General features: G+C 62.1%; 26 protein-coding genes and 1 pseudogene. 15 read left to right on the top strand and 12 right to left on the bottom strand.

Annotated elements, in window-relative coordinates; translation table 11 throughout:
* The first annotated feature begins 110 nt into the window (after positions 1 to 110).
* The 5 genes from MGMSRV2_RS19450 (at position 111) to MGMSRV2_RS19430 (ending at position 5487) form a co-directional block, all read left to right on the top strand.
* A complete protein-coding gene (locus MGMSRV2_RS19450; RefSeq protein WP_024082096.1) occupies positions 111 to 767 on the top strand; it encodes an MBL fold metallo-hydrolase in 657 nt (218 codons plus the stop codon).
* A gap of 128 nt (positions 768 to 895) precedes the next feature.
* Positions 896 to 2896, top strand: a complete 2001-nt coding sequence (locus MGMSRV2_RS21535) for a methyl-accepting chemotaxis protein (RefSeq protein ID WP_024082095.1) — start codon at positions 896 to 898, stop codon at positions 2894 to 2896.
* A gap of 220 nt (positions 2897 to 3116) precedes the next feature.
* Positions 3117 to 3539, top strand: coding sequence for a DUF420 domain-containing protein (locus MGMSRV2_RS19440; RefSeq protein ID WP_024082093.1), 423 nt, complete (start codon positions 3117 to 3119; stop codon positions 3537 to 3539).
* A 10-nt stretch (positions 3540 to 3549) separates the two neighbouring features.
* The gene (cyoE, locus tag MGMSRV2_RS19435; RefSeq protein WP_024082092.1) at positions 3550 to 4404 is read left to right on the top strand and encodes a heme o synthase; all 855 of its coding nucleotides are present in this window, start codon (positions 3550 to 3552) and stop codon (positions 4402 to 4404) included.
* 121 nt (positions 4405 to 4525) lie between these two features.
* A protein-coding gene (locus tag MGMSRV2_RS19430) for an IS630 family transposase (RefSeq protein WP_144084247.1) occupies positions 4526 to 5487 on the top strand; the annotation gives its coding sequence in 2 pieces (ribosomal slippage) (positions 4526 to 4874 and positions 4874 to 5487; 963 coding nt in all).
* Positions 5488 to 5515: 28 nt separating this feature from the next.
* On the opposite strand, the gene MGMSRV2_RS19425 is transcribed toward MGMSRV2_RS19430, so the two are convergent.
* From MGMSRV2_RS19425 to MGMSRV2_RS19390, 8 genes are all read right to left on the bottom strand, one after another.
* On the bottom strand, positions 5516 to 6031 hold the full coding sequence (locus MGMSRV2_RS19425; RefSeq protein ID WP_024082091.1) for a Pycsar system effector family protein: 516 nt from the start codon (positions 6029 to 6031) through the stop codon (positions 5516 to 5518).
* A gap of 55 nt (positions 6032 to 6086) precedes the next feature.
* Positions 6087 to 6344 carry a hypothetical protein gene (locus MGMSRV2_RS19420; protein WP_024082090.1) on the bottom strand — a complete coding sequence of 86 codons (258 nt, stop codon included), beginning with the start codon at positions 6342 to 6344 and terminating at the stop codon, positions 6087 to 6089.
* 24 nt (positions 6345 to 6368) lie between these two features.
* Entirely contained in the window at positions 6369 to 7100 is a 732-nt protein-coding gene (locus MGMSRV2_RS19415; protein ID WP_024082089.1) for a hypothetical protein, read from the bottom strand.
* Positions 7101 to 7102: 2 nt separating this feature from the next.
* A complete protein-coding gene (locus MGMSRV2_RS19410) occupies positions 7103 to 9025 on the bottom strand; it encodes an adenylate/guanylate cyclase domain-containing protein (RefSeq protein ID WP_158497792.1) in 1923 nt (640 codons plus the stop codon).
* A gap of 144 nt (positions 9026 to 9169) precedes the next feature.
* Positions 9170 to 10213, bottom strand: a complete 1044-nt coding sequence (locus tag MGMSRV2_RS19405; RefSeq protein WP_024082087.1) for an autotransporter outer membrane beta-barrel domain-containing protein — start codon at positions 10211 to 10213, stop codon at positions 9170 to 9172.
* Positions 10214 to 10370: 157 nt separating this feature from the next.
* Positions 10371 to 12659: a caspase family protein gene (locus tag MGMSRV2_RS19400; RefSeq protein ID WP_084028165.1), complete on the bottom strand. Its 2289-nt coding sequence runs from the start codon at positions 12657 to 12659 to the stop codon at positions 10371 to 10373.
* 39 nt (positions 12660 to 12698) lie between these two features.
* Positions 12699 to 12977, bottom strand: coding sequence for a hypothetical protein (locus MGMSRV2_RS19395; protein WP_144084347.1), 279 nt, complete (start codon positions 12975 to 12977; stop codon positions 12699 to 12701).
* Between the two features lie 17 nt (positions 12978 to 12994).
* Positions 12995 to 13627 (bottom strand): hypothetical protein, encoded by a 633-nt coding sequence (locus MGMSRV2_RS19390; RefSeq protein WP_106002668.1) that lies wholly within the window; start codon positions 13625 to 13627, stop codon positions 12995 to 12997.
* A 228-nt stretch (positions 13628 to 13855) separates the two neighbouring features.
* On the opposite strand from MGMSRV2_RS19390, the gene MGMSRV2_RS19385 reads away from it, so the two are divergent.
* The 4 genes and pseudogenes from MGMSRV2_RS19385 to MGMSRV2_RS19370 all read left to right on the top strand — a co-directional run bounded on the left by MGMSRV2_RS19385 (position 13856) and on the right by MGMSRV2_RS19370 (position 15605).
* The gene (locus MGMSRV2_RS19385) at positions 13856 to 14092 is read left to right on the top strand and encodes a response regulator transcription factor (protein WP_041633813.1); all 237 of its coding nucleotides are present in this window, start codon (positions 13856 to 13858) and stop codon (positions 14090 to 14092) included.
* Positions 14085 to 14720: an outer membrane protein gene (locus MGMSRV2_RS19380; protein ID WP_024082083.1), complete on the top strand. Its 636-nt coding sequence runs from the start codon at positions 14085 to 14087 to the stop codon at positions 14718 to 14720. The genes MGMSRV2_RS19385 and MGMSRV2_RS19380 overlap by 8 nt, the downstream gene beginning before the upstream one ends.
* Before the next feature lie 142 nt (positions 14721 to 14862).
* Positions 14863 to 15024, top strand: a pseudogene (locus tag MGMSRV2_RS19375) (transposase); the annotation flags it as partial.
* Positions 15025 to 15098: 74 nt separating this feature from the next.
* Complete coding sequence (locus MGMSRV2_RS19370) at positions 15099 to 15605, top strand: invasion associated locus B family protein (protein ID WP_024082082.1); 507 nt, start codon at positions 15099 to 15101, stop codon at positions 15603 to 15605.
* 224 nt (positions 15606 to 15829) lie between these two features.
* On the opposite strand, the gene MGMSRV2_RS22265 is transcribed toward MGMSRV2_RS19370, so the two are convergent.
* The 4 genes from MGMSRV2_RS22265 to lptG form a co-directional block, all read right to left on the bottom strand.
* The gene (locus MGMSRV2_RS22265) at positions 15830 to 16357 is read right to left on the bottom strand and encodes a cold-shock protein (RefSeq protein WP_041633811.1); all 528 of its coding nucleotides are present in this window, start codon (positions 16355 to 16357) and stop codon (positions 15830 to 15832) included.
* A 256-nt stretch (positions 16358 to 16613) separates the two neighbouring features.
* Positions 16614 to 17318 carry a phosphatase PAP2 family protein gene (locus MGMSRV2_RS19360; protein WP_024082080.1) on the bottom strand — a complete coding sequence of 235 codons (705 nt, stop codon included), beginning with the start codon at positions 17316 to 17318 and terminating at the stop codon, positions 16614 to 16616.
* A complete protein-coding gene (locus MGMSRV2_RS19355; RefSeq protein ID WP_024082079.1) occupies positions 17315 to 18781 on the bottom strand; it encodes an ArnT family glycosyltransferase in 1467 nt (488 codons plus the stop codon). The genes MGMSRV2_RS19360 and MGMSRV2_RS19355 overlap by 4 nt, the downstream gene beginning before the upstream one ends.
* Before the next feature lie 4 nt (positions 18782 to 18785).
* Entirely contained in the window at positions 18786 to 19889 is a 1104-nt protein-coding gene (gene lptG, locus MGMSRV2_RS19350) for an LPS export ABC transporter permease LptG (protein ID WP_024082078.1), read from the bottom strand.
* A gap of 119 nt (positions 19890 to 20008) precedes the next feature.
* Here lptG and MGMSRV2_RS19345 point away from each other — a divergent pair, with 119 nt between their 5' ends.
* From MGMSRV2_RS19345 to MGMSRV2_RS19320, 6 genes are all read left to right on the top strand, one after another.
* Positions 20009 to 20575: a cob(I)yrinic acid a,c-diamide adenosyltransferase gene (locus tag MGMSRV2_RS19345; protein WP_024082077.1), complete on the top strand. Its 567-nt coding sequence runs from the start codon at positions 20009 to 20011 to the stop codon at positions 20573 to 20575.
* Positions 20576 to 20701: 126 nt separating this feature from the next.
* Complete coding sequence (locus MGMSRV2_RS19340; RefSeq protein ID WP_024082076.1) at positions 20702 to 21448, top strand: electron transfer flavoprotein subunit beta/FixA family protein; 747 nt, start codon at positions 20702 to 20704, stop codon at positions 21446 to 21448.
* Positions 21449 to 21450: 2 nt separating this feature from the next.
* The gene (locus MGMSRV2_RS19335) at positions 21451 to 22386 is read left to right on the top strand and encodes an electron transfer flavoprotein subunit alpha/FixB family protein (protein ID WP_024082075.1); all 936 of its coding nucleotides are present in this window, start codon (positions 21451 to 21453) and stop codon (positions 22384 to 22386) included.
* Positions 22387 to 22487: 101 nt separating this feature from the next.
* Positions 22488 to 23366, top strand: a complete 879-nt coding sequence (locus tag MGMSRV2_RS19330) for a 3-hydroxybutyryl-CoA dehydrogenase (protein WP_024082074.1) — start codon at positions 22488 to 22490, stop codon at positions 23364 to 23366.
* Positions 23367 to 23481: 115 nt separating this feature from the next.
* Positions 23482 to 25203 (top strand): ArnT family glycosyltransferase, encoded by a 1722-nt coding sequence (locus MGMSRV2_RS19325; RefSeq protein WP_024082073.1) that lies wholly within the window; start codon positions 23482 to 23484, stop codon positions 25201 to 25203.
* Positions 25200 to 25985, top strand: coding sequence for a phosphatase PAP2 family protein (locus MGMSRV2_RS19320; RefSeq protein WP_024082072.1), 786 nt, complete (start codon positions 25200 to 25202; stop codon positions 25983 to 25985). Before MGMSRV2_RS19325 ends, MGMSRV2_RS19320 begins: the two co-directional genes overlap by 4 nt.
* Positions 25986 to 25987 lie beyond the last annotated feature (2 nt).

The raw sequence follows: 25987 nt of genomic DNA, 5'->3' as shown, positions 1-25987 counted from the left end.
CATTGTCATGGGGCTTCATTACCGCCCGGTAAAGAGCGGCACCTGGAAATCGTCGCATTTATCCCGTATAGGAAATCATCTTTCGCTTTCAGTGCGGCGGGCGCGAAACAATGACGATTCATGCAGCTGGTGATTTCGGCGATTTTTCCCTGACCATCGCGGTGTCGCCGCCACCATGGTACCAGAACTGCTATATCGTTCAGCACCGCCCCAGTGGTGAAATCGCCATCATCGATCCTGGTGGCGACGCCCCGCAAATCATCAATGCGGCAAGCAAGATGGGCGGTACGCCGGTGGCCATCTGGCTGACCCACGGCCACCCCGATCATCTGGGCGCCGCCCGTGCCATTGAGCAGGGGCTGAACATCCCAACCATCGCCCACACCGAGGAAAAGCCGGTGATCGAACGGGCCAGCGATCTTAACAAGACCTTCACCGGTCAGGGTCAGGACGGCCCGGCCGACCTGCATTGGTTCGAGGGCGAGCCGGATTTCAGCCTGGGCGGGGCAACGGTCAAGGTGATCTTCACCCCCGGCCACACGCCGGGCGGGGTGTGCTTCGATTTCGGCGACTTCGTCGTCACCGGCGACACCTTGTTCCGCCACGGCGTCGGCCGTACCGACCTGCCCGGCGGCTCCGAGGCCAAGCTGTGGGATTCCATCACCCGCCTGCTCGGCAAGGTGGGGGAAAGCCCGCGCCTGTATTCCGGTCACGGTCCCGATTGGGGCGCCGATGAAGCCCGCCGCTGGTGGCGGATGATGGCCTGACCCTCCCCCGGCACGGTCGTGTCCCCGCTTTCTGAACGGCGGATGAACGGACCATTCACAATCGGTTCACTCGGCCAGCACTAGGGTTCCTCACGCTCTTTCACCAGAGCCGGAAAAGGGGGACCCTCATGCTGAACGTCTTGCGCAATCGCACCATTTCAGAGCAGCTCTATGCTTTGGCGGGTATCGTCTTTCTAGGGTTTGCCCTGGTGGTGGGGCTGTGGGCACAGACCCGCGCCGCCCAGGACCGCGCCTTCGATGCCCATATGGGGGAGTTGGCCGACCTGCGCGATGCCGTCGGCCTGGATTTCGCCCTGTTGAAGGCCCGCTATTACGAAAAAGAATTCCTGATCCGTCCCGATAAAAAATATCTGGCCGACATGGCCCAGGTACGCGGACAGATCGATCAAACCTTGGCCGATGGCCGGATTGCCAAAGGGAGCGATAGGCAAGCGGCGGCGGCACGCACCATCGTCACCGCGGTGGATGGGTATTTCCGCCACTGGGACAGCTTCACCGCAGTCTGGCACCAATTGGGTCTGGCGCCGGATCAAGGCTTGCGCGGGCAATTGATGCGGTCAGCCCAGATGCTGTCGGATCGGTTCATCGCCATGGTCGACGCCCGGCCCCAGGCCGAGGACGAAGCGGTGGAACGGGCCATCGCCGATGCCCGCCGTTTCGAGGCGGAATTACGTGGCCAGCCCAGCCCGGAAGCCCTGAAACAGGCCGTCGACGCGGCCGCCAATGTGGACAAAGCCATTCAAACCTCGTCCCATCTGACCGCCCCCGAGCGCGAAACCTTGCGCCATTTGTCGGCACAATTCCTTCAGCAGATGCAAGAAACCGGGGCCATGATGCTGCGGACCGCCGAGGCCGCCGGTCAGTTCAAGACCTTCTACGCCCCGGCCAAGCAAGGCATCGATGCCATCATCGCCGTCAACGCCGAAGAACAGACCCAGGCTCAGGAACAATACGATGCCGCCCACGATTTCGGCCTCAGGGCCATGGTCGGGGTTTCCGTGCTGACCGTGCTGGGGGTGATGTTTCTGGCCTTGGGCATCGCCCGATCCTTGAGCGGGCGGGTCAATCAGCTGTCCGATTGCATGCTGGCCCTGGCCCAGGGGCAGTTGGACCGCCCCATTCCCTTTACCGACGGGCGCGGCGAGGTGCCGGTCATGGCCCGGGCCCTGGTGGTGTTCCGCGATAACGGTGTCGCCCTGGCCCAAAGCCGTCAGGACCGCGAGCAGATGGATCGCGACAATGCACAGGCGCGTCAACGTGACCTGCAACGTCTGGCCGGCGGTTTTGAAAGCCGCGTCGCCCGGGTGGTCGGCGGGTTGTCTGACATGGCGATCCAGGTCCATGCCGGAGCCGGCACCCTGGCCGGAATTACCCGCGATACCCAAGTGCTGGCCGACAGCGCCGCTGAGTTGGCCCGCCAGGCCAGCGCCGGGGTCGATCGCGCCGCCGGCGCCGCCGAGGATTTATCGCAATCCATCGCCCTGGTGTCGCGTCAGGCCACCGCTTCGGTCGAGGCGACGGAACGCTCGCGGCACAGTGCCGCCGCCACCGCCGCCCGTATCGGCACCCTGGCCCAGACAGCCACCCGCATCGGCGACGTGGTGCAGTTGATCAACGACATCGCCAGCCAGACCAACCTGCTGGCGCTGAACGCCACCATCGAAGCGGCCCGCGCCGGCGAGGCCGGCAAGGGCTTTGCCGTGGTCGCCGGCGAGGTCAAGGCTTTGGCCAACCAGACCACGCGCGCCACCGAGGAAATCACCACCCAGATCCGGTCGATCCAGAACGAAACCGGCAGCACCGTGGCCGAAATTCAGGCCATGGTGGAGGTGATCAGCGATCTCGACGGCATGGCCCGCTCCGTCGCCTCTTCCATGGAGGCCCAGGACGGTGCCACCCGCCATATCGCCACCAGCATCCAGGATGCCGCCCGCAACGCCTTGGACGCCTCGGCCCGCATGGGGGAATTGTCGGCCAATGCCGGTCAGGCCGGGGTGGCGGCCAGCAACCTGTTCGACCTGTCCGACGGTTTGCAGGGATCGTCCCGTGATCTGTCGGCGGCGGTGACGGATTTTGTCGGCGGAATCGTCACCGAGAATGGCCATTGACGTCATCAGCACGCGCGGAGGGATCATCCTCCGCGCGTCTCCCCCCTTTTAACCATCCCTGGTCGTCCCCACGTCTTTGTTGATATCAAAAAGGGGGAACGTGCCATGGACATCACGCCGCGCCGCACCCGGCGACTGACAATGCTGCTGCTGGGGCTGATCGCCCTGGGGCTTTATGCCGCCACCTTGCTGCGGTTCGGCGTCATGATGGGGCGTTAGCATGGAGCCCGCCGCCATCCTGCCCCATGTGACCGCCGGGTTGAACGGCACGGCGCTGACGGCGGCACTGGCCGGTTTCGGCCTGATCCATGCCGGACGGCGTGACCTGCACCGCACCGCCATGCTGGTGGCGGTAGCCGCCAGCGCCTTGTTTCTGCTGGCCTATGTGGCCTATCACTTCACCGCCCCCATCTTCGTCTTTCGCGGCCAGGGCTGGGTCCGCCCGTTCTACTACACCATGCTGGTCAGCCATGTGGTGTTGGCCATCGCCGTCACCCCGATGGTCCTGCTGACCCTGGCGCGCGCCTTGGCCGGGCGCTACGACGCCCATGGCCGGTTGGCCCGCTGGACCTGGCCGATCTGGGTCTATGTCAGCGCCTCGGGCCTGCTGGTCTATGGGATGCTTTATCACCTTTATCCTTAAGGGGAACGCCATGCGCCTGCGTCACGGTCTGGAACTGATGAAACCGCGCATCGGCATCACCATCGCCGCCACGGCCGCCGCCGGCTATGCCGCCGTCGCCGACAAGGTTGAGCCCCTGCCCATGCTGGCCCTGATCCTGTCCATGCTGCTGGGGTCGGGCGGTTCGGCGGTGTTCAACCACCTCTATGACCGCGACATCGACGGCATGATGAAGCGCACCCGTAACCGTCCCATGGTCAAGGGCGATGTCAGCCCCACCGATGCCCTGATGCTGTCGGCGGGGCTGACCATCGCCGCCTTGTCGACAGCGGTGATGACGCTGAACTGGGTGGTGGCGCTGCACCTGTTCTTGGGGATTTTCGTCTATGCGGTGATCTACACCGTGTGGCTGAAGCGACGGACGTGGTGGAACATCGTCTTCGGCGGTGCCGCCGGCAGTTTCGCCCTGCTGGCCGGGGCGGCGGTGGTCGAACCGTCACAATGGCTGCTGCCCACGCTTCTGGCCGTCACCTTGTTCCTGTGGACGCCCAGCCATTTCTGGGCCTTGGCCATTTTGTTGGCCGACGATTACCGCGCTGCCCGCATCCCCATGCTGCCGGTGGTGGTGGGGGAGAGGCTGACGGCACGACTGATCCTGCTCAATTCGGTTCTGCTGGCCGGCTCGTCGCTGCTGCCCTGGGGCTTGGGCCTGCTGGGCACTCTCTATGGCTGGACGGCGACGGGTTTGGGATTGGTGCTGATCGGCCTCAATCTCAAATTGGTGGCCACGCCCAGCCGGCGCTGGGCCGGCTGGAACTTCGCCTGGTCGATCCCCTATCTGCTGGGATTGCTGATCGCCATCGCCTTGGACAGGCATTGGAACTGATGGGGCAAGGCCAAAGTCACCGCTAGAGCGGTTTCACGCCGAGCGGAATCGGTAGAGGATTCCCCCTGAGGTCATTTTGTGATTCAACATCTTCGGTAACAACGCTCCCGAGGATGATGCGATGACGTGGCGCTCAGGGCAGTCCTATTCTCAGGACTTGCGCGATAGAGTTTTGGCGGCTGTGGACAGCGGCATGAGCGCCTACGAGGTGGCGCCGCTGTTCCGGGTGAGCGTTTCGTACATCTACAAGGCCCAAGGCCGCCGCCGGGCCACCGGCGAGACGACGGTGAAGCCACGGCCTGGGCGGCCAGGACAGAAGCTGGCGGCTCACCTTGAGGCGTTGCAGGCGCAGATCAAGGTCGAGCCCGATGCCACGCTGGCTGAGTTGCGCGCCTGGGTTCTGGCCGAATTGGGCGTGTCGATCAGCGTCGGCGGCCTGTGGAACACGCTTGAGCGGCTCGACCTCAGTCTGAAAAAAAGAGTGCGCATGCTGCCGAGCAGGAACGTCCCGACGTAGCCGAAGGACGCATCGCCTGGCGAGCCGAGCAGCCGGCGCTGGACCCAACCCGCTTGGTCTTCCTTGATGAAACCGGGGCATCGACCAACATGACCCGGCGCTACGGACGGGCGCCGCGCGGTCAGCGGCTGCTGGCTGCGGTGCCGCACGGTCATTGGAAAATGACCACCTTCGTCGGGGCGCTCCGGCATGACGGAATCTCCGCCCCCTTCGTCATCGACAAGGCGATGAATGGCGCGATCTTCCTGGCCTATGTCGAGCAGGTCCTGGCTCCGACCTTGCGGCCCGGCGACATCGTCGTAATGGACAATCTGCCCGCCCACAAGGTGGCAGGGGTCAAGCAACTCATCGAAGCCCGAGGGGCCACCCTGCGGTATCTGCCGCCCTACTCCCCAGACCTCAATCCCATCGAGCTCGCCTTCGCCAAGCTCAAGAGCCTGCTGCGAAAGGCGCAAGCCCGCACCATCAACACCTTATGGGACGTGATCGGAAAACTCATCGACCTGTTTCCGCCCGAGGAATGCGCCAATTTCTTCGCCCACGACGGATATGGACGCTCGATGTGAAAATGCTCTAAATGAATGTCCACAGACCCTAGGGAATGTTGCCGATGACCTTGCAGAAATAGATCGACAGCATCCACGGCAACAGCATCGAAGACAGCCCCAGCATGGAAACTTTCAACAAGCGGAATTTCAAATCCACAATCACAGCGTTGACGTGATATTGCGCGACGAGGTCATCAAGATATGAAGCCGGTGTCGCCGCAGTGAACTTTGCCAACAGATCGTCGCAATCCATTCTGGCCGCCGAACCAAAAAATAAAATGGATTGGGTCTGGGTGGTGGTTCTGGGGAGGACGCCCAGCAGCAAGGACGTGATAGTCACGATGAAGCTGACGACCGTCAGGCTAATGCTGATGGCGATTTCCACGTTCCACTGAGAAAAGGGCGGAACCACCGTCGACAGCATGCCCATCATGGCGATGCTGATGCCGAACAGGCCATTGCTGCGCACATCGTGCCGCGACACCCAGTCGATGGTTCGTTGCAGGCTTCGTTCTGCCTTGTCGATCTGGAAATACAGGGATTCGTCCGATTGAACGGTCATGAAGGGGCATCTTTGGACAGGGGGCACCCAGTCACGCCGGTCGAGGGAAAGGCTTTCAGTTTCCCTTGACCAAACGTTTCTGCGCGATTTCGGAGATAATTTTCCGCAACTCGTCGTGACTGTCCAGCAGCGAGTGAAAGTCATGCTTGCCCAAGACCAACAAAGAGCAAAACCACACCGGCGTTGCGGGGAGTATTGGACAACAACGCCATTTCCCCAAAGAACTCACCACTGCCCCGACGCAAGGGGCCAGCAGGCTCGCCAGTCCCAACATGCCGACAATTCCCAAAGTCACCACCGAGATCCCGTCCATCCCCCTCCCTTACCTCAAGCGGCCTTATTCGCCCACCGGCTTCGCGGCACGAATCACCCCCGAAAGCAAGACCCGGGCCTGTCCGTCGCATCCCATGGCGGCCAATTGTGCCCCCAGGTTTCCTTCGCTGAAGTCGTCCGACGCCAGGACCCGCAGCTTAAAACGCCCCGGAGCCTGGGCGGAATCGGAAACCACGACGTAATCGGCGGTATCTGTCATAGGCACCGCTTGCGGCCACAGGGCCCGCCCGTCCTTGACGTCCAACGTCACGGCTTGTCCGCTATCGACAGCAAGGGTCGCGGCGCCGCCCTTGGGCATGAACTTGATTCTAAGAATGTTGGTTTTGCCAGATACGGCACATTGGGTGTCATTGTCGAACGGATTGATGTCCCCCGCCTTGGATAAACGTGCCTGGTTGGCGCCCCCCCCCAAAGGCGGATTTCGATATGCCCCCAGCGCCGAAGTCTCGACTCCTCCGCGGGAGGCTAGACCAGACAAGGCCGACAACAGATTGCGATCGCCGTTGCCTGCCACCTGCGGCGACGGGATCCCTTGATAAGGCCCATTCAGCGACACGGCCTTGCCTTGCGCCGTCATCAGCGTCACCTGCCCGCCGGCAGGCAGTGCCAAAACCGCGCCGCCATCCACGATCTGACCGACCCGGATGGAAGCGAGCGAACTGCGCAGCACCACCAAATCCTCGGCCAGAACCGGAGAAGAAAACATCGCAAAACACGCCAAGACAAGCCGTCGCATCCTTATTTCTCCGCCAATTCAATAAGGTTACCGTGACTACCACCAGAAATTCTTTGATTGTGGAAACGGGCCAGACCGTCCTCTGGGAAATCCGCGCAAATCCGCGCGAACAGCATGCCAGCTTTCTCCCGGTCTGCCGACAACGCTTCATAGGCCTCGAGGTAACGTCCGAAATGATCGCTCCGCGCAAATTCCACCGAGGCCGGTTCCAGCGCCAACAAAGACTTGCGCTTGCCTTTCAGCCGAATTTCCCCAATCGGCCGAAAGACCTGATCGGGACACAAACTGGCCGTCGCCTGCGACACACAAAGCCGAGTACCGAAATATTTGTTGGCTCCCTCCAGGCGCGCCGCCGTGTTCACCGTGTCCCCATGACCAGTGTAATTGAAGAAGTGGTCCCCACCGAAATTACCCACCACAGCCGAGCCGGAATGGACCCCGACCCGAGTCTCCCCCATGGCGTAGCCCACGGCTTCCATACGGACACGAAACGACTCGGCGTATTGATCGACGGCTAAAGCCAGTTTGACCGCCCGCTCGGCGTGGTCAGGCTGGTCCACCGGAGCGTTGAAGAACCCGACCACCGCATCGCCAACGATCTTGTCGATGGTCGCTTCGTAATGAAAAAACAACCGACACATACCGTCCAAGTATTCGTTCAGAACCTGGCACAATTGCTGGGGCTCCAAGCCTTCCGCCAACGACGTGAACCCGGCTACATCGGTGAAGACATAGGTGATTTCCCGCATTTCTCCGCCCAAGACCAAGCGGTCCGGGGCTTGCGTCAACTCGCGTACGATCGAAGGGGAAACATAACGTTCAAAGGCGTTTTCAATAAAAGCCCGCTGTTGCTTTGCCTGCTGCCACAGATGGGTGCTGACGGCCCCTGCCGACAGGATGAAAGCGATCGAAGGCATGAACATGGGCAGGATCAGCCCTTGGCCGGCAAACAGCTGGATGGCGATAGCCCAATACAAGGCCAAAATGATCACGATACCGACCATGCGGCCGCCCAGCGGAAAATCCAGACGGGCCGCTCCCGCCCCCGCCAAAGCCATCAACGCCAGGGCAAGGATCTGCCATCCCATGGTCGGCGCGACCAGGACGCCTCCTGACAACAGATGATTCAGCGCATGCGCATGCAAAACCACACCGGGCAAGGTGCCGCCCCGGACCCCGTACAAGGAAGCCGCCGAAGAGCGGTGACGGTCCGACATCGGCAAGTCGAAACCGACCAAGACCACCTTTCCTGCCAACCACGAGGGCGGCAAGACCGACACTGCGTCGGCGGGATAGACCGGGACCCCCAGAGGCTGGCTATCGGTAAAAGGATTCAACGCAAAGGGGAGCGGGACGTTGACCGTCACCCTGCCGACCGCCTCTGCCAAAGCCGGGACCATCCCCGACCGCCAGCCCGCCAAGCTGTTCTTGCCGGCGAAGATTTGCCGCACCGTCCCGTCATCACGGTCGGTCATCATATTGGCCCAGGCAGGGCGAACCCTAGAGCTGGCTGGCAGAAAACGGTCCAGGAAGGTTGTTTGCGCCGCCGTCAGCTGTCCGTCGCCATCGGCCGTTGCCACCACCACCGGCACCGTCATCCCACTCAGGGTCCGTTGAAGCTCGTTGTCCTTTTCGGGTTCCGTCGGTTGGTCGAAAAGGATGTCAACGCCGATGGCCGCCGGTTGGGCAACCGCGATGGAGTGCAAAAGCCGGGCAAGCCAGGCCCGGTCAACGGGTGACCGGTAAGGAAAGCGCGACAAGCTTTCTTCGGTGATGGCAACCACAACGATTTCAGGATTGCCGGACTCAGAACTCCGTGGCGCGGTGATCGACATCACGCGCAGATCCCACAGCCAGTTCTCTATCATCCTAACAACCGGGGTGATCTGCAGGGCCAACAGACACACACAGACCACAACGACCACAGCAATCCCTTCGATAGAGACAGCTCGCCACCGTTGCCGCGAAATGGACCGTGAGGTCACTGCCATCGCCGTTCAGTCCAAGTGGAAGCGAAGCTCGCCCCGGTCAGACGGCCTTCTGGGGTAATCCAGAAGGCCGCCCAAGGGTCAGAAGAGCAGACGCAGGTTCACGGCCGCGCCATATTCCTGTTGGGTTTCACGTCCAAAATTGGCCATGCCTTCCGCGACTAGATCCAGGCCGTCCAACAACTTCGAAGACGTCCCCAAAGTCATGCGAGCCGAATTTTCTGACAACGCCGGGGTCTGACGATCCCGTTCATAAGCCGCCGACACGTAGGCTTCCGTCGAATCCGTCACCGCCCACAAAGCCTTGGCGCCAAGGCGGGCCACCCAATGGTCCTCGCTGTCGCCGCGAATCTCGTTGTTCTGACTGTCTCTGTAGCTGTCAGTGCTCCCATGCTGGAAGCTGAAACCCGTGAACCCTTTGATCGCCACATTGTTGGTCACCGGCATCACATATCCCAGGTTGACAGCCGAAAACACGGTGTTGGAATTGTTGCTGCCCTTGGCGACGGTGTTGAAAGAATAATCGGTGGTGTCGATGGACGCGTAGGTGTAGCCGACCACCACGTCCACGGTCATGTTTTCCATGGGCGACAAGCCAAGATAAGGAGCCACGGTGAAGGAATCGGACGTCTGATCCAGCTTGAAGGCACGAGCCGTCCGCCCATCGGTTTCAGCATGGCCATACCCGACAGCGACACCCGTCACGGCCTTGTCGTTGATGGCGTAATCCAAGCCCGCGACACCGCTATAGATGTCGGTAAGCCGGCGCTGCGAACGGTCACCATCGGGGACAATGCGCAGGTAGGTGTAGTCCGCGCTGCCCCATACTCCGAATCCAGCAGGGGAATTGCCGGTCGAAACACCGGTTTCACCCTGCCCCAGGCCGACCCGCTTGTTGTTGGCAGGAGAATGGCGGAACAGATTGCCCGATGAAAAGGCCCGCGCGAGACCGTCGCTGACCGTGCTCGAAATCGTCCGCACGATATTCTGGGTCGAGCTTTGAGAGACCGTCGTGGCGGTCGCAATCGGCGCCGCAGCCGTGTTGCTGCTGGAAGACGCAAACGCACTGCCACCAGAAAGAGCACAAGAGAAAACACCTGCCACCAGATAACGCACTGCCCGCATGATCCACCCCTTTTAACCGTTCGATAGGCACACGATTGGCGAGCACCCTTAAAGATCAAAAGCCCGCCCACTTACGAATAATTCTTATGTTGTATGCACAACGTCCAGAGAATAAACCGCGCACCGCCACGCATCAACCACTTCTATAAAGAGAATTTTAATTTTTAGAACTATTCGAAATAGCAAAATCCATGCCCCGTGAGAAACCGGTGGGATATTGTTCGTCATCGGCATATTCCCGCGCCAATGCCGGAACACTTTCCTCGACATAACGCACCAACTCGGTGGCAGAAACCGCCCCATCCAGCAGGTGATCGGCTTTGCCCGCCAAACCGGCCAACAGAGCATAGGTGAAAATTCCGTGCCCCAGCCGCTGCAACTCGATGGCCGACTGGGTGCGGTCGGTCGCCGCGATCACGTGGGTGCCTACCGTCCGAGCCAAAAGCCGAAGCGACTTCATCCCTCGGTAATCCTTGATGGGATCGACCAAGGTTCCTGAGTGGCAGGTATCGATCAGCAGCAAGACCCGATCAGCATTCAACGCCTCGATTTCCGCCTTCATCTCATCTGACGACAACAAGCCTTGCGGAGGAGTGTCGGACAAATTGGCGTCATGACTGATGAAGAACCAGCGATCCTCGACGCTGACGCCGTGTCCGGCCAAGTAGATGACAATCAAGTCCTCGTGCGGGGCATCCCGTAACGAACGAATCGCCTGCACTATGCCGTGCTGAGTGGCCTGTTCGTCAAGCAAGGCCAAGCGTCGCGCCATGGGGGCGACAACCTGCCGGGATTGATCGAAAAAACCGTCAATCGCCACCGCATCGGGTTTTGCGTAGAACAGGTTCAGACTTTTATCCTGATAGGCGTTAACCCCCACGGTCAGCAAGTGGATGCGCCCCGGCTTGTCGGGAGAGCCGCCGGAGACGGTCACGGTTTGTGGCCGGCTTTCCAGACGGTCTTTGTTCAACGCCGTGGCGGTGATCACCGTCTTGCCGTTGCCCACATCCAGTTCATAGCGTTCGACCCGGCGCTGTTGGCCACCGTCGCGACTTTGCGCCTTCCCCGCCGAAACCAGCTTCCCGTTGCGGTAAAGCCGAATTTCAGACACCCCACCGCCGCTGTTGTCCTCGGCGGTCACCTCGACAGTCACCTTACCATCGACTGGAGCCGTGACATTGGGGACCAAGCTCACCGTGGGCGGATAGGCGACGCCGTCCACGATGGTGCGGGCCTCGGCGAGGTCTCCCTCCCCCTTCAAGGTTCGGGGCAACAAAGCCGCTTGATAATGGGTTTCGGCAAAGTCCTCGATATTGGCGACAGCGTCCTCTGCCTGCCAATCGATGCCCGACAGCGCCGCTTCGTTGCCGTCATAGCGTCCCTTGGCGTCGACGACCGCCCAGCCTTGGGTCGTGGAAATCATCAGCAGCATTTCGGCTCCCGTCTTCAGGTTCCACAATCGGGTGGTGCCGTCCGCGGACACCGACAGGGAAAACGCCTCCCCCTGCCCGGACTGAACCCCGGTGACCGCCTTGTCATGCTTCCCCATGCGTGTCGCCTTGCCGTCACGCAGCATGAAAATGCCACCGTCTTGCCCCCCCGAGATCAGATGCTCACCTGACGGAGCAAAGGATAAAGCGGTCACGGCACCTTCATGCATCTCGACACGTCGAGGATTCGCCTGATTTCGGTCTAGGACAGTAACGCTTCCATCCGCCCCCCCGACGGCGACAGAGCCGCTTTCATGAACAGCCAGCGCGGTCACCGCTGTCTCGAACTGCTTCTCGACGATCAGTTTTCCGCCGACCGCATCCCATGTCCGCACCGCGCCGTCAGCACCAGCGCTGGTCAGTTGCCCGCCTGCCGAAGAAATCGCCAGACGGACATTGCCGACACCATGGGCCGTCCAGTTGGCAAGGATCCGACGCTCTGGGATCGACCACAGAGTGACGCTGCCATCCACGCCGCCCACAGCCACCGTCGCCCCGTCATTCAAGAAGACAACGTCGCTGGCTGGCACCAGCGCAGCGCCAAGCTTCAAGGGATTCGCCAAGTTTGCGACATCCCAAACGACCAAGCTGGAATCACCGCCGATCGTCAGAAAACGGTTTTGGCCGGGAACCATGGCGACATGCGACACGGCAGCGGCGCCCCCGGACAGGCGGGCGATTTCACGGCCCAACCACAAGTCCCAAATGCGGATGGTCTTGTCGCCGACGGCGGTCACCAGATAATGCTCGTCGGCGCTGACCCCCATGGCGTTGACCGGGCCGCTTGCGCCGCGGCTGACAACCAATTTGGGCTTGAAGACCCGATCGAGATTGCGAAACACCGACTCTTTGAAACGGCTGTTCTGCGTACGGCTGCCGAATTGTGCGAAAGCCGGCAAGGCGCTCGCCAACGACACCCAGAAAGTCACCGCGACCACTACAATGCTTCGCATCATCCCCCCCTTGCCCGCGACGTCCAGTGACGTCTGGGATGGCTATTTCTGGCCGTCCTTGCAGCAATTCTTGATCCGGTCCACCAGACTCTTTTGCGCGTGGGCGTCGATCGCCCGGCGCCCGACCGCCCCCTCCTTTAGAGTTGGCTTTTCCATGTTGTCTTGCTTTTTCCGACCGCCTTCTGCTGTTTCAGGCGGCACGACTTCCGCCTTAACCGGTTCTGCCGGTCGCGTCCCGATCTCGGCCCGAAGAGATCCCGCTCCCAACGGCACAGCAAGACACATCAAAAGAAACAGACCGACCTTGATTTTCCCGCCCATCAACCGCCTTCCCGTGGTCATTTGACTCCGGCGATCACCATGTCGGACATAAGCCGCAAGTGGCACCGAAAGTACCCTTCCAGAATGCCCGTCGAGGTGATGATCACCGAAACAGCGCTTCGCCGCTCCAGCAATCCACCATTCCCCATGGCAACCAGAGTTTTACGACAAGTTTCCGGAGAAATCATCGTCGCCAAGCATCGAGCAACGTCAGATTGATCCAGGCGTAGCCGTCCACCTTGGGAATTCTCAACCACTTTGGCTTTCTCTTCTTCCGAAAAGATCGCGTCCTCGATGCGCTCCTTGCGAACGCCATAATGCGCCAAGCGTTCCGGGCTCAGAAGCAATTGCCGCATATCTTCGTTATGCCGGTCGATGTAATCCCCGATCATGTGTGGACTACCAAGACCGAACTCCTCGGCCAGAAAATAGAATTCGGCGATCTGATAGGCATTTTCACTGCGGAGAATAGCAACGGCAACGCCGTCAGCCCCGCGACCTGAACCGCCACCCTTCGCTGCATACCGTTGGGCATGACTGACGATCTCGTCGAAAAAAACGGCCCGTGCGGTGCGCATGGCATCCAGGCACGCGAATTCCTGACAGTTGACCTTCCCCCGATCCATCGCCGCCCTCTCGAGTTGCAGCACCACCTCGCTTCACGGGACTAGGTTTAGGGCATCGACCGCCCCCCGACAAGATAGTCCTATTCTTTGGGAGGTGCTCCAATCGATTGTTCTGTCGCCAAAACATAGAGTCCCCATAGTAATCGCATGGACATTCCAGGGTCTGGAAAATGTTAGCGCAAAACTCAACGAACCAAACTCTAACTTAATACTTAGGTTTGGGGGCACTTGCTCAGCGAATGTTGGTAAGGCATGAACGCAAGCCATAAAACACTCTCAATACGAGAAATTCAATGTCTTGAGCTTCTCGCAATGGGACACAGGGTCGACGGCGTCGCCGCCACATTGGGGACCACCCCCAAAACCGTTGAGAAGCAGATCGCTTCAGCCCGCCACAAGCTAGGGGCGTCCACACGGGAACAGGCCGTCGCTTTGGCGATTCGTCACCAACTCCTCCAATTCTCACTCAAGGACAGCCAAGATGAATAAGGTTTCTTCGCTTCTTGTCGCCACGACCGCCCTGGTGCTGGGCACGGGATCGGCGCAAGCGCAATGGTACATGGGGGCCGACGCCGGCGTCACCTTCTTGGAAGACGCGGATATTTCAGGGCGCGACAACACCGGATCGACATGGACCGACACCTCGGGAAACAAGGCCGGCTATGGCCTCCAGGCTCATGGCGGTTATGATTTCGGCGGCCCCAGGCTGGAAGCGGAAGTGGCCTATCGCGGCAGTTCCTTGGACTCGCTGGCCAAAGTCACCCAGAAGGTCTCGGGCGACACCTCCGCGCTGTCATTCATGACCAACGGTGTCTATCAGTTCATGCCCAATTCCAACTGGCACCCTTTCATCGGCGCCGGCATCGGCGTGGCGCGGGTGAACGCCGAGTGGAAGGTTAACGGCGAGCGTGTTCTGAACGATTCCGAATGGACCTTCGCCTATCAGGGTTTTGCCGGCGTCGCCTATGACATTGACAAAAAATGGGCGGTCAACGCCCAATATCGCTACTTTGCGACTAGCGACGTCAAACTTACCGACACCGATGGTGGCACGGGCACCTTCGGCTATCACAACCACGCGATCCTGGCTGGGCTCACGTACAAGTTCGGCAAGTAACCCAGCCTCAATAAAGAAGAAGGGGGCGGACCGTGGTCCGCCCCCTATTTTTGCCCCAATCACCAGGCCATAAACTCATAAACAGACTTCCCCTTTGTCCAGCGTCGTGATTCAACGATTTCCTCAGGCATGGAGGGCGTTGCTGGCGCGGCGGCGGTACGAGTTGACGGATTGCGAATGGTCGATCATCCAGCCCTTGCTTCCGAACGAGCCTCGCGGTGCGCCCCGTGTTGATGACCGCCGGGTTCTGAACGGCATCCTCTGGCGATTCCAGGCAAGTCCACAGCCCTCTGGGAAGCTCCCCCTCCCGAATGGTTGACAGCAGCCCCACCACTAGGCTTAAACCCTTCGCACATGCGAAACAGAAAAGGCCGCATCATGTTCCGTCGCCCGCTTGCCGTTTTGGCCGTGCTTGTCGTCGCGTTGCCCGCCCATGCCCAAGACGCTCCCAAGCGCCTGGGCAAGAGCGGCGCCTGGGAGGCCTATGTCTACCCTGAAGGCGGCGGCAAGGTGTGCTACATGGCCGCCCAGGCCGATCGCCTGCAAGGTGGCGACAAAGGCCGGGTCGGTAGCGCCATCGCCATCACGCATCGGCCCAAAAGCCCAGGTGAGGTCAGCTTGATCGCCGGCTATGGCTTCAAAAAGGAATCCGAAGCGGAAATCCAGATCGGCGGCATGAAGCACACCTTCTTCACTAATGGCAAATCGGCCTGGGCCAAAGATAGCAAGGCCGATGGCGCCATCGTCACCGCCATGACCAAAGGGCGCGAGGTCACCGTGCGTGCGGTACCGAACAAGGGCGGCGCCGTCACCGACAGCGTGCCGCTTTCCGGCTTTGGCGACGCCCTGGCCGCCATCGACAAGGCCTGCGGCGTCAAACGCTGACACCACATCCCGCCGAACGGACACGATCAGCGGCCCCTTGCGACGCAATCGCCCGCAAAAAAATAGCGAGGCCAAGTTTCCCTGGCCTCGCTGAATTTAGTGAGAGACAAAGTGTTACCGGCAAATAGGTACGCTTATGCCTATTTTGAGTCAAGGAAAAACCGTCCAACCGGCCAACCCATGCGGATCGGCCAGCGGACGGCTTGAACCTTGGCGCGGAAGCGTCAGATCAGGGCGACGGTGTCGGCCTGCGGACCCTTCTGACCCTGGGTGGTGGTGCAGCGCACGCGCTGACCGGTCTCCAGAGCCTTGATGCCCGAGCGTTCCAGAGCCTTGATGTGCACGAACACATCCTTGCCGCCCTGGTCGGTCTGGACGAAGCCGAAGCCCTTCTCGGCCGAGAAGAACTTGACCACGCCTTCGACGGTCTCGCTGGGACCGCGATCCATGCGCGGAGCGGAGGAGGCGGAAGCGCGCGGAGCGGCGGTCGCGGTGCTGGCGTCCACTTCATGCACGATCACGACCTGCGGGCCGCGATTGCCCTGGCCCAGATCCACCACCAAAGTGGTGCCTTCGGCAACCTGGGTCAAACCGGCACGCTCCAGAGCGGAGATGTGCAGGAAAGCATCGGGGGTGCCGTCGGACGGAGCGACGAAGCCGAAGCCCTTCGAGGCATTGAACCACTTCACGGTGGCGGTCACGTTGGTTTGGGTGACCTGCTGGCGATCGAAGCTGCTGGTCGGGCTGCTCATCCGCGGGGTGCGGGGTTCGTACCCACCCATATCACCGCCAAAGTCGTCCCGCCGGCCACGATCGCGGGAGCGGCTACCATGATTGTCTCGGTTCCATGCCATGTGTCATTACTCGTCTTAGAAAAAAACACCCCCACGCCAAAGCGCAGGCCGTACCAGCTTTCACCATTATGGTATCAAGCACAGTCTGAACTCATATCATTACCCGAGAATCGATCCCGCGCATAGGGTCTTGCGATGAGTCAGAGCGATTCGATCAATTATTTTTCCGTGACGCTACGTCCTTGCCGTCCAGAAGCCGGCGATGCAGCCACAGCGTGGTGCCGATGACGATGACGGCGGAAAACACCACGTCGGAAAAAAAGTGCCCGCCCTGGGCGATGCGGACGAAACCGACCAACCCGCCGAACACCAGAGAAGCGGCCACGGCCCAGCCGCGCCACGGCGCCGGCACCAGCAAAGCGATGGCCACCGGCCAGAATCCCAAGGCGCCATGACCGGACGAAAACGAGCAATTGTTGTCGCACTGATCGCTGAACACCAAGGGCGGAACAAAGTAATTGGGACCATCGAATTCGCGGATGGTCGAAGGGCGCGGCCGCCCCCAACTGTCCTTCAGCAGCACGTTGACGATCAGCCCCGGCCCCAGCGCCAGCGACGACAGCAAAAACAGGGCGACACGGCGACCGATACCCAGGAAAACCTGCCCCATCACCTCGCCGGCCAGCCACAGCACCAGCACATAGCCGGCGCCGGCGAACATGAAATAGGGCATAACCCGGCGCACCCATTCGTACATGGGCGACATGCGGGCGGGGAAAATCTTCTGCACCGGATCATAGAACTGAGCGGTAATGCCAAGGTCGATGGCCGGGAACAGAATCAGCGGCACCAGCATGGCGGCGGTCCACCGCCACGGATTGCGCCGCATGGAGGCCCACAGGGCGTTCACCATGGTCATTCCCCGTACCCCTTGAACTCGCTCAACCACCACACCGACAAGGCGCGGCCATGGGAGCCGCTCAAATGGTCGTCGATACGTCCCAACGCCTGGGCCTGGGCGAAACGGGCGATCACCCCCTCGGGCACGTTGGGATTTTCGGTGACATAGATGTATTGCCCCGCCCCCACCGGCAAAGTGGTGGTCTGGTCGAAATGGTCACGCACCCGCCCATCCGGGTTCCATTTGATGGCGTCGAACGGATGCGGATTGACGTAATACGTCAAGGTCGCCAGCACCTTGCGTTCGTCGGCCAGCAGGCGGGCACCGGGATGTTCGGCCAGCAACAGCGAAATCCTGTCCCCCACCTTGTCCCAGCCGCGAATGCGCTTCATCGGATCGAGCCGGCTGTTTTCCGCCAGCCCCAGGCCATGGCGCACCGCGTCCATGTTGTAGAGCACCCCCATGGCCAGCAGGTGCAAGGCCAACGACGCCAGCAACAGGCGCGGCCACCGGGGCGCCGCCCAGGCGCTGGCCAGCACCACTCCGGCCACATAGGCCGGTGCCGTCCAATTGGCGTTGGCCCGCGACAGAAAGCTTTCCGCCGTCATGATCGCCAGGACCGGCAAGGTGAAGGCGGCGAGCAGCCGCAAGCGGCCATCGCCGCCACGACGCAACGCCGCCACCAACCCGACCAACAACAGCACCATCAGGATGGGGCCGGCGACACCAAACTGGCCGCCGACGAATTCCGCCAGCTTGCCGAAATTGAACATGTCGCCGCGCAAATTGGCGTTGTCGCGGGTATGGGCGTAGGAGACGAAGCCGTTCAAGGCATTCCAGATGCCGTTGGGGGTATAAATCAGCAACCCCAGCCCCAAGGCCAGCCACAAACCGCCGCCTTTCAGCAATCGTCGCGCCTCGGGCACCAGCACCATCCACAGGGCCAGACTCAACAGAAAGAAGGCCATGGCGTATTTGGACAACAACCCCAGGCCGAAGGCCACGCCCAGGGCCAACCACCAGCCATTGATGCCGGGGCCGTGGCGCTCGGCCCGGACCAGGAACCACAGGGCCGCCGCCCAGGCGGTCAGCAGGAAGGGGTCGGTGGTGATCATCATCGCCGACAGCGACACTGCCGGCAGGGTGATCCAGCCCATGGCGGCCAGGGCGCCTTCGCGGCGCCCGAACATATCGCGTCCCAGCAGATACAGGAACCAGGCGGTCAGCGTGTGGGTCAGAGTCGAGGACAGCTTGATGGCGCCCTCGCCCTCGCCGAACAGGGCGGTGGTGGCGGCGATGGCCCAGGCGACCATGGGCGGCTTGGAATAATACCCGAGCTGGAAGCTTTGCGCCCAGGCCCAGTACTGGGCCTCGTCAAACGACAGATTGGGCGGGGCGAAAGCCAGCACGGCCAAACGCCACAAGGTGACCACGGCCACCAGAACCAGAGCGGCCAGCGGCCAGCGATTGGAGGAAGTCATTAACTCAACCGTCTTCCAGATGCAGCAGACCGGATACGCCGATCAGGCCGGCCACCAGGGCCGGGCTCCAGGCCGCCAGCCCTTGCGGCAAGGTCGCTGACAGGCCGAAGGCATAGATGATCTTGTTGAAGAAATAAATGCCGAAACCGGCGGCGACACCGCCGCCCACCCGCATCAGCAGCCCGCCGGCACGCATATTGGGGCGCAGCGAGAACACCGCCGCCACCAGCACCATGGCGCAATAGAGTAACGGCGACGACAGCAGCGACTGGAAATGCATGCGATGCTTGGTGGCGGCGAAACCGGCCTTCTCGAAAAAGGTGATGAAGGCCGGCAATTGCCAGAAGCTCATGGTCTCGGGCGAGGCGAAATTGTCGTGCACCCGCTCCAGGGTCAGCTCGGTGGCCAGCTTGAGCGCCGGATGGTGCACCGACGACTTGCCGCCCTCCATTTCCCACACATCGGTCAGTTCCAGCACGCCGTCGGCCAGCCGCCCCGATGCCGCCGACAGGCGGCGGGTGAAATGCTCCTCGGCATTGAGCACGAAGACATGGACGCCGCGCAGGTTCAGGGTCAACAATTCCTGCTGAACCTGATCGGCATGCAGGACGATCTGCCGCTGGGCGTCGCCCTCGCGCAGCCACAACCCCATCTCGGAGACGTCGAGCGCGCTGGTCTTACCCAGCAGGATCTCATCCTCCATCTTCTGGAAACGCCCGTACATGGTCGCCGCCATGGGATTGAAGGCGGTCAGCTCGATCACGCCCAAGCCCGCCACCAGCACCAGCACCGGGGTCAGGAACTGCCAGGCGGAAATCCCGGCCGAGCGCGCCACCACCAACTCATGCGTCCGCGTCAGCCGCCAGAACGCCACCATGGCACCGATCATCACGGCGAAGGGCAGCACGGTGTGCATCATCTGCGGCAATTTCAGCAACGCCATGGCAACCAGATTGAAGACGCCCAGATCGCCGCGCCCGGCGGCACGACGGATCAGCTCGATGATGTCGAACAGGAAGACCACGCCCAAGATGACCGCCAGCACCGAGGCGAAGGCCAGCAGGAACTGGCGGCCGATATAGGCGCTGAGGGTGTGGGACAGGCGCATGGCTTCGATCCAAAATGACGTCGCGGCGGATTATAGTGCGAATCCGCGCCAGGGGAAGGCTCGCATGATCGGCGTGATCATGGCATAAATCCCCGTCCGTTCAGACAGGAAGGAACCCCATGGTCCGGCTGACCCGCATATACACCAAAGGTGGCGACAAGGGCGAGACATCCTTGGGCAACGGCGCCCGCGTGCCCAAGCAATCCCTGCGCGTCGAGGCCTATGGCACGGTGGACGAGGCCAACGCCGTCATCAGCCTGGCCCGATTGCACACCCAAGGCGCCGACGATGCCATGCTCGCCCGCATCCAGAACGACCTGTTCGATCTGGGTGCCGATTTGTGCACCCCCGCCGCCGCGACCGAAGCTCCGGGCAGTGCGCTGCGCATGGTCGCCGCCCAGGTCGAACGGCTGGAAGCGGAAATCGACGCCATGAACGCCGAACTGGCCCCGCTCAATTCCTTCATCCTGCCCGGCGGCTCGCCCGCCGCCGCCCATCTGCATCTGGCCCGCACCATCGCCCGGCGGGCCGAGCGACACATCTGCGCCCTGGCGCGGGAAGAAAACGTTGGCGAACAAACCATTGCCTATATCAACCGACTGTCGGACCATCTGTTCGTCATGGCCCGCTGGCTCAATGAAAAAGGCGCCAGCGATGTCTTGTGGCGTCCCGGCGCCAATCGGTAACAATAACCGTAAGCCGGGTGACGTTGACATCCATAACCACACGTCATATGGTGCAATGCAATACCTAAATACGCTACGCGATACCCATTTAAGGCGCGGGCGGTCAATCGAGGGATCGGGAAGACCATGAAGGTACTTGTCGCGGCGAAGCGCGTCATTGATTACAACGTGAAAATCCGGGTGAAGGCTGACAATACGGGCGTCGAGACGGCGAACGTGAAGTTCAGCATGAACCCGTTCGACGAAATCGCGGTGGAAGAGGCGGTTCGCCTCAAGGAAGCCGGCAAGGCGAGCGAGATCGTGGTGGTCAGCATCGGCCCGGCGACAGCGCAGGAAACCCTGCGCACCGCCCTGGCCATGGGTGCCGATCGCGGCATCCTGGTGCAGACCGACGACGAGATTCAGCCCCTGGCGGTGGCCAAGCTGTTGAAGGCGGTGGTCGACAAGGAGGCCCCAGGTCTGGTGATCCTGGGCAAGCAGGCCATCGACGACGACAGCAACCAGACCGGTCAGATGGTGTCGGCGCTGCTGGGCTGGAGCCAGGGCACGTTTGCCTCCAAGCTGGAGATCGGCGACAAGCTGATCGTGACGCGTGAAGTGGATGGCGGTCTGGAAACCGTGTCTCTGGCTTTGCCGGCGGTGGTGACCAGCGATCTGCGCCTGAACGAGCCGCGCTATGCGTCGCTTCCCAACATCATGAAGGCGAAGAAGAAGCCCATCGACATCACCAATCCGGGCGATCTGGGCGTCGATGTGGCGCCGCGTCTGGTGACCTTGAAGGTGGAAGAGCCGCCCAAGCGTGCCGCCGGCATCAAGGTGCCTGACGTCGCCACCTTGGTCGACAAGCTGAAGAACGAAGCGAAGGTGATCTGACCATGGCTATTCTGGTTCTCGCCGAACATGAAGGCGGCGCGCTGAAGGCCGCCACCTTGAACACCGTCACCGCCGGCCAAAAGATCGGTGGCGACATCCATGTGCTGGTGGCGGGTGAAAATATCGCCGCTGTTGCCGCCGAAGCCGCCAAGATCAGCGGCGTGGCCAAGGTGCTGAGCGCCGATGCGGCCCAGTACGGCCACCATCTGGCCGAACCGCTGGCGGCGCTGATCGTCGGCATCGCTGGAAGCTACAGCCACATCCTGGCCCCGGCCACCTCCTCGGGCAAAAACGTCTGCCCGCGCGTCGCCGCGCTGTTGGACGTGGCCCAGATTTCGGAAATCAGCGCGGTGGTTGGCGCCGACACCTTCGTCCGTCCCATCTATGCCGGCAACGCCCTGGCCACCGTGCAAAGCAAGGACGCGGTCAAGGTCATCACCGTGCGCGCCACCGGCTTCGAAGCCGCCGGCACCGACGGTGCGGCGGCCATCGAGGCGATCAATCCGGCGGCCGATCCTGGCCTGTCCAGCTTCGTCAGCCAGGAATTGTCCAAGTCGGAACGCCCGGAACTGACCAGCGCCCGGGTGATCATCTCGGGCGGTCGCGGCATGCAATCGGGCGACAATTTCCCGCTGCTGGAAGCCGTCGCCGACCGCTTGGGCGCCGCCGTCGGCGCATCCCGCGCCGCCGTCGATGCCGGTTTCGTCCCCAACGATCTGCAGGTCGGCCAGACCGGCAAGATCGTGGCGCCGGACCTTTACATCGCCGTCGGCATCTCGGGTGCCATCCAGCATCTGGCCGGCATGAAGGACAGCAAGGTCATCGTCGCCATCAACAAGGACGAAGAGGCCCCCATCTTCCAGGTCGCCGATTACGGACTGGTCGCCGACCTGTTCAAAGCCATCCCCGAGCTTACCGCCGAACTGGACAAGAAGTAAGCCGGACAACATATCGACGGGGCGGGGAAAATCCCGCCCCGTTCGCATATGAGGACGAAGACGTTCGAGTAGCCCACACCTAACGCGTAATGGAGCATCCCATGAGTGCCATTCAGAAAATCGGTGTCATCGGCGCCGGCCAGATGGGTAACGGTATCGCCCACGTCGCCGCCGCTTCGGGCTTCGACGTCATTCTGCTCGACGTCTCGGACGAAGCCCTGAAGAAGGGCCTGGGCACCATCGAAAAGAACATGGCCCGCCAGGTGCAAAAGGGCAAGCTGTCGGAAGAAGATAAAGCCGCCACCTTGTCGCGCATCAAGACCACCACCAATTACGCCGATTTCGGCGACAGCGATCTGGTGATCGAAGCCGCCACCGAAGACGAAGCGATCAAGCGCAAGATCTTCAACATGCTGTGCCCGGTGCTGAAGCCCGAGGCCTATATCGCGTCGAACACCTCGTCCATTTCCATCACCCGCCTGGGGGCCAGCACCGACCGTCCCGGCAAGTTCATGGGCATGCACTTCATGAACCCGGTGCCGGTGATGCAGTTGGTCGAACTGATCCGCGGTATCGCCACCGACGAGGAAACCTTCTCGCTGGTGCGTGAAATGGTGTTGAAGCTGGGCAAGAAGCCGGTTTCCGCCGAAGACTTCCCCGCCTTCATCGTCAACCGTATCCTGCTGCCGATGATCAACGAAGCGGTCTACACCCTGTATGAAGGCGTCGGCAGCGTCGAGAGCATCGACACCGCCCTGAAATTGGGCGCCAACCACCCCATGGGCCCGCTGGAACTGGCCGATTTCATCGGCCTGGATACCTGTCTGGCCATCATGCACGTGCTGCACGACGGTTTGGCCGATACCAAGTATCGCCCCTGCCCGCTGTTGGTGAAGTATGTGGAAGCCGGTTGGCTGGGCCGCAAGACCGGTCGCGGCTTCTATGATTACACCGGCGAAAAGCCGGTGCCGACCCGCTGATCACCCACGGTTCCGGCAAAACCCCTCTCTGGTCCAGAGAGGGGTTTTGTTTTTTCGCCGCCCGCTTCTGGTGTAGAACAGGCGCCAAGGTTCTGACCCGCCAAGGATGTACCCCGTGGATCGATTGACCGGCGGCTTCCGCCCCTATCTGCTGCTGTCCCTGTTCTGCCTGATGATCTTCCTGCCCGGCCTGTCCAGCCTGCCGCCCATGGACCGCGACGAATCGCGCTTCATGCAGGCGACCCGGCAGATGCTGGAAAGTCATGATTACATCCGCATCCAGTTCCAGGATGAGATGCGGGCGAAGAAACCGGCGGGGGCCTATTGGCTGCAAGCCCTCAGCGTCGATACCCTGTCGCATCCGGCCTCGACCCAGACCTGGCCCTATCGCCTGCCGTCGCTGCTGGCGGCCTGGGCGGCAGTGATCCTGACCTTCGTTTTCGGTAAATCCCTGATCGGCGAGCGCCCGGCCCTGTTGGGCGCCATCTTGCTGGCCTCGTCGCTGATGCTGACCAGCGAGGCCCATCAGGCCAAGACCGACGCACTGTTGCTTTTGTGCACGGTGGCGGCCCAGGGCATCCTGGCCCGCTTCTACATCCTGGGCCGTGCCCGCGACATGGCCAGCGGCGGGGCGAGTTCCGGCGGCTCATGCTCGTCTGGCGGCGGTGGCTGCTCCACCCCCGGCCCGCGCATCGACGTCAAAGGCCCCGGCCTGACCGAAGCGCTGATCTTCTGGCTGGTCCAGGGCGTCGCCATCCTGATCAAGGGGCCGGTGGTCCCCGTGATCAGCCTGCTGACCATCGCTGCCTTAGGGATCGCCGACCGCAATCTGCGCTGGCTCAATTCCATGAAGCCGGTGTTGGGCACGGTGGTCGCCGCCGCTATCGCCGCACCGTGGTTCGTGGCCGTTTCCCAGGCCACCGGCGGCGCCTTCGTCGGCGAGGCGGTCAAGGGCGACCTGTTGCCCAAGCTGTTGGGCGCCCATGAGAGCCATGGCGGCTTCCCCGGCCTGTATCTGGCCCTGTCGGTGGTGCTGTTCTGGCCCGGTTCGCTGCTTTTGGCCCCGGTGGTCACCCGGCTGTGGGCGCAACGCCAGCGTCTGGCCTTCCGCGTGCTGCTGGCCTGGGCCTTGCCCACCTGGCTGATGTTCGAGATCATCCCGACCAAGCTGCCCCATTACGTGCTGCCGGCCTTCCCGGCCCTGGCGCTGATGGCCGGCGCCCTGACGGTGGAAGGGCTGGAAGCCTTCCGCCACAAGGCGGCGAAACTCTGGTACGTGGTCTGGTGCGCCATCGGCCTGATCCTGGCCGCCGCCTGCATCGCCCTGCCCATGTATTTCGGCAACGGTTTCGGCATCGTCAACGTGGTGTCGGCCCTGGCCATCGTCGCCGCCACCCTGATCCCGGCCATCCTGGCCTGGCGCGGCGCCATGGTCCAGGCCGGTCTGGCCCTGGCCCTGACCGCCGCCGCCACCTATCCGGCCCTCTTCAACGGCGTGCTGCCCAGCCTGGACAAGGCCTTCCTGTCGCGGAGCGCCGCCCAGGTGGTCGGCAGCATCGGTTCCAACGTGCCGGTGGCTGCCGCCGGCTATTCCGAGCCGTCGCTGGTGTTCTGGCTGGGCACCCAGACCAAATTCACCGATGGCGCCGGCGCCGCCGATTACCTGAAGGCCAATCCCGGCGCCCTGGTGCTGGTGGAATCGCGCCAGCAAGCCGCCTTCGATGCCCGCATCGGCGAAAACGGCGTCAAGGTCGAGGCCTTCGCCATCCTCGACGGCTTCAACTATTCGCGCGGCAAACGGGCCAGCCTGGCGGTGCTGGGGGCGATGGCGCCATGAAGCGTGGCGTGCTGACCCTGCTGGAACGCGTCGCCATCGCCTGGGAAGGGGTGGAATTGTGGGCCGAGCAAAGCTGGACACGCAGCGCCGGCCTGCGTGCCCGGCTGGCGGCCCATGGCGAGCGGATCCGCTGCCATCCGTTGAGTTGGGGCACCTTCTATGTCTCGCTTTATTGCGCCCTGTCCATGCTGGCCTTTGACCGCCCGGTGGCGGCGTGGCTGAAGGCCACCATCACCGGCGAGATCGAGGGTTTTTTCAAGATCGTCACCCGCCTGGGCGAGGCACAGCTTTACCTGATCCCCGCCGGCATCCTGTTTTTGCTGCTGATGCTGGCGGCGTGGCGGGCGCCTTCGCCACAAGCCCGCGCCCGCTGGCGGCAATGGGCGGTGGCGCCGGGCTTCCTGTTCCTGTCCATGGCCACCTCGGGCCTGATCAGCAACGCCATCAAGACCAGCCTGGGCCGAATGCGCCCGCGCTATTGGTTCGAGCAGGGGCTGTACGGCTTCGAGCCGTTCAATACCCACTGGGGGATGAACTCGTTCCCGTCGGGGCATTCCCAGGCCGGTTTCGCCGCCATGACCGCGTTGATGGTGATCTTCCCCCGGCACGCGGCCCTGTGGCTGAGCATCGCCGTCCTGGTCGCCGCCAGCCGGGTCGCCACCACCGTGCATTGGCTGTCGGACGCGGTGGCCGGATCGTGGCTGGCCATCTGCGTCACCGTTGTGCTGGCCCGCTGGTTCCGCGCCAAGGGCTGGCGCGTGGGTTATTCCAGCTACTCGTAAAT

Source organism: Magnetospirillum gryphiswaldense MSR-1 v2, from assembly GCF_000513295.1.
GTDB classification, from domain to species: domain Bacteria; phylum Pseudomonadota; class Alphaproteobacteria; order Rhodospirillales; family Magnetospirillaceae; genus Magnetospirillum; species Magnetospirillum gryphiswaldense.
The sequence above is the reverse complement of the archived record's forward strand: the minus strand, read 5'-3'. Positions and strand labels throughout refer to the sequence as shown.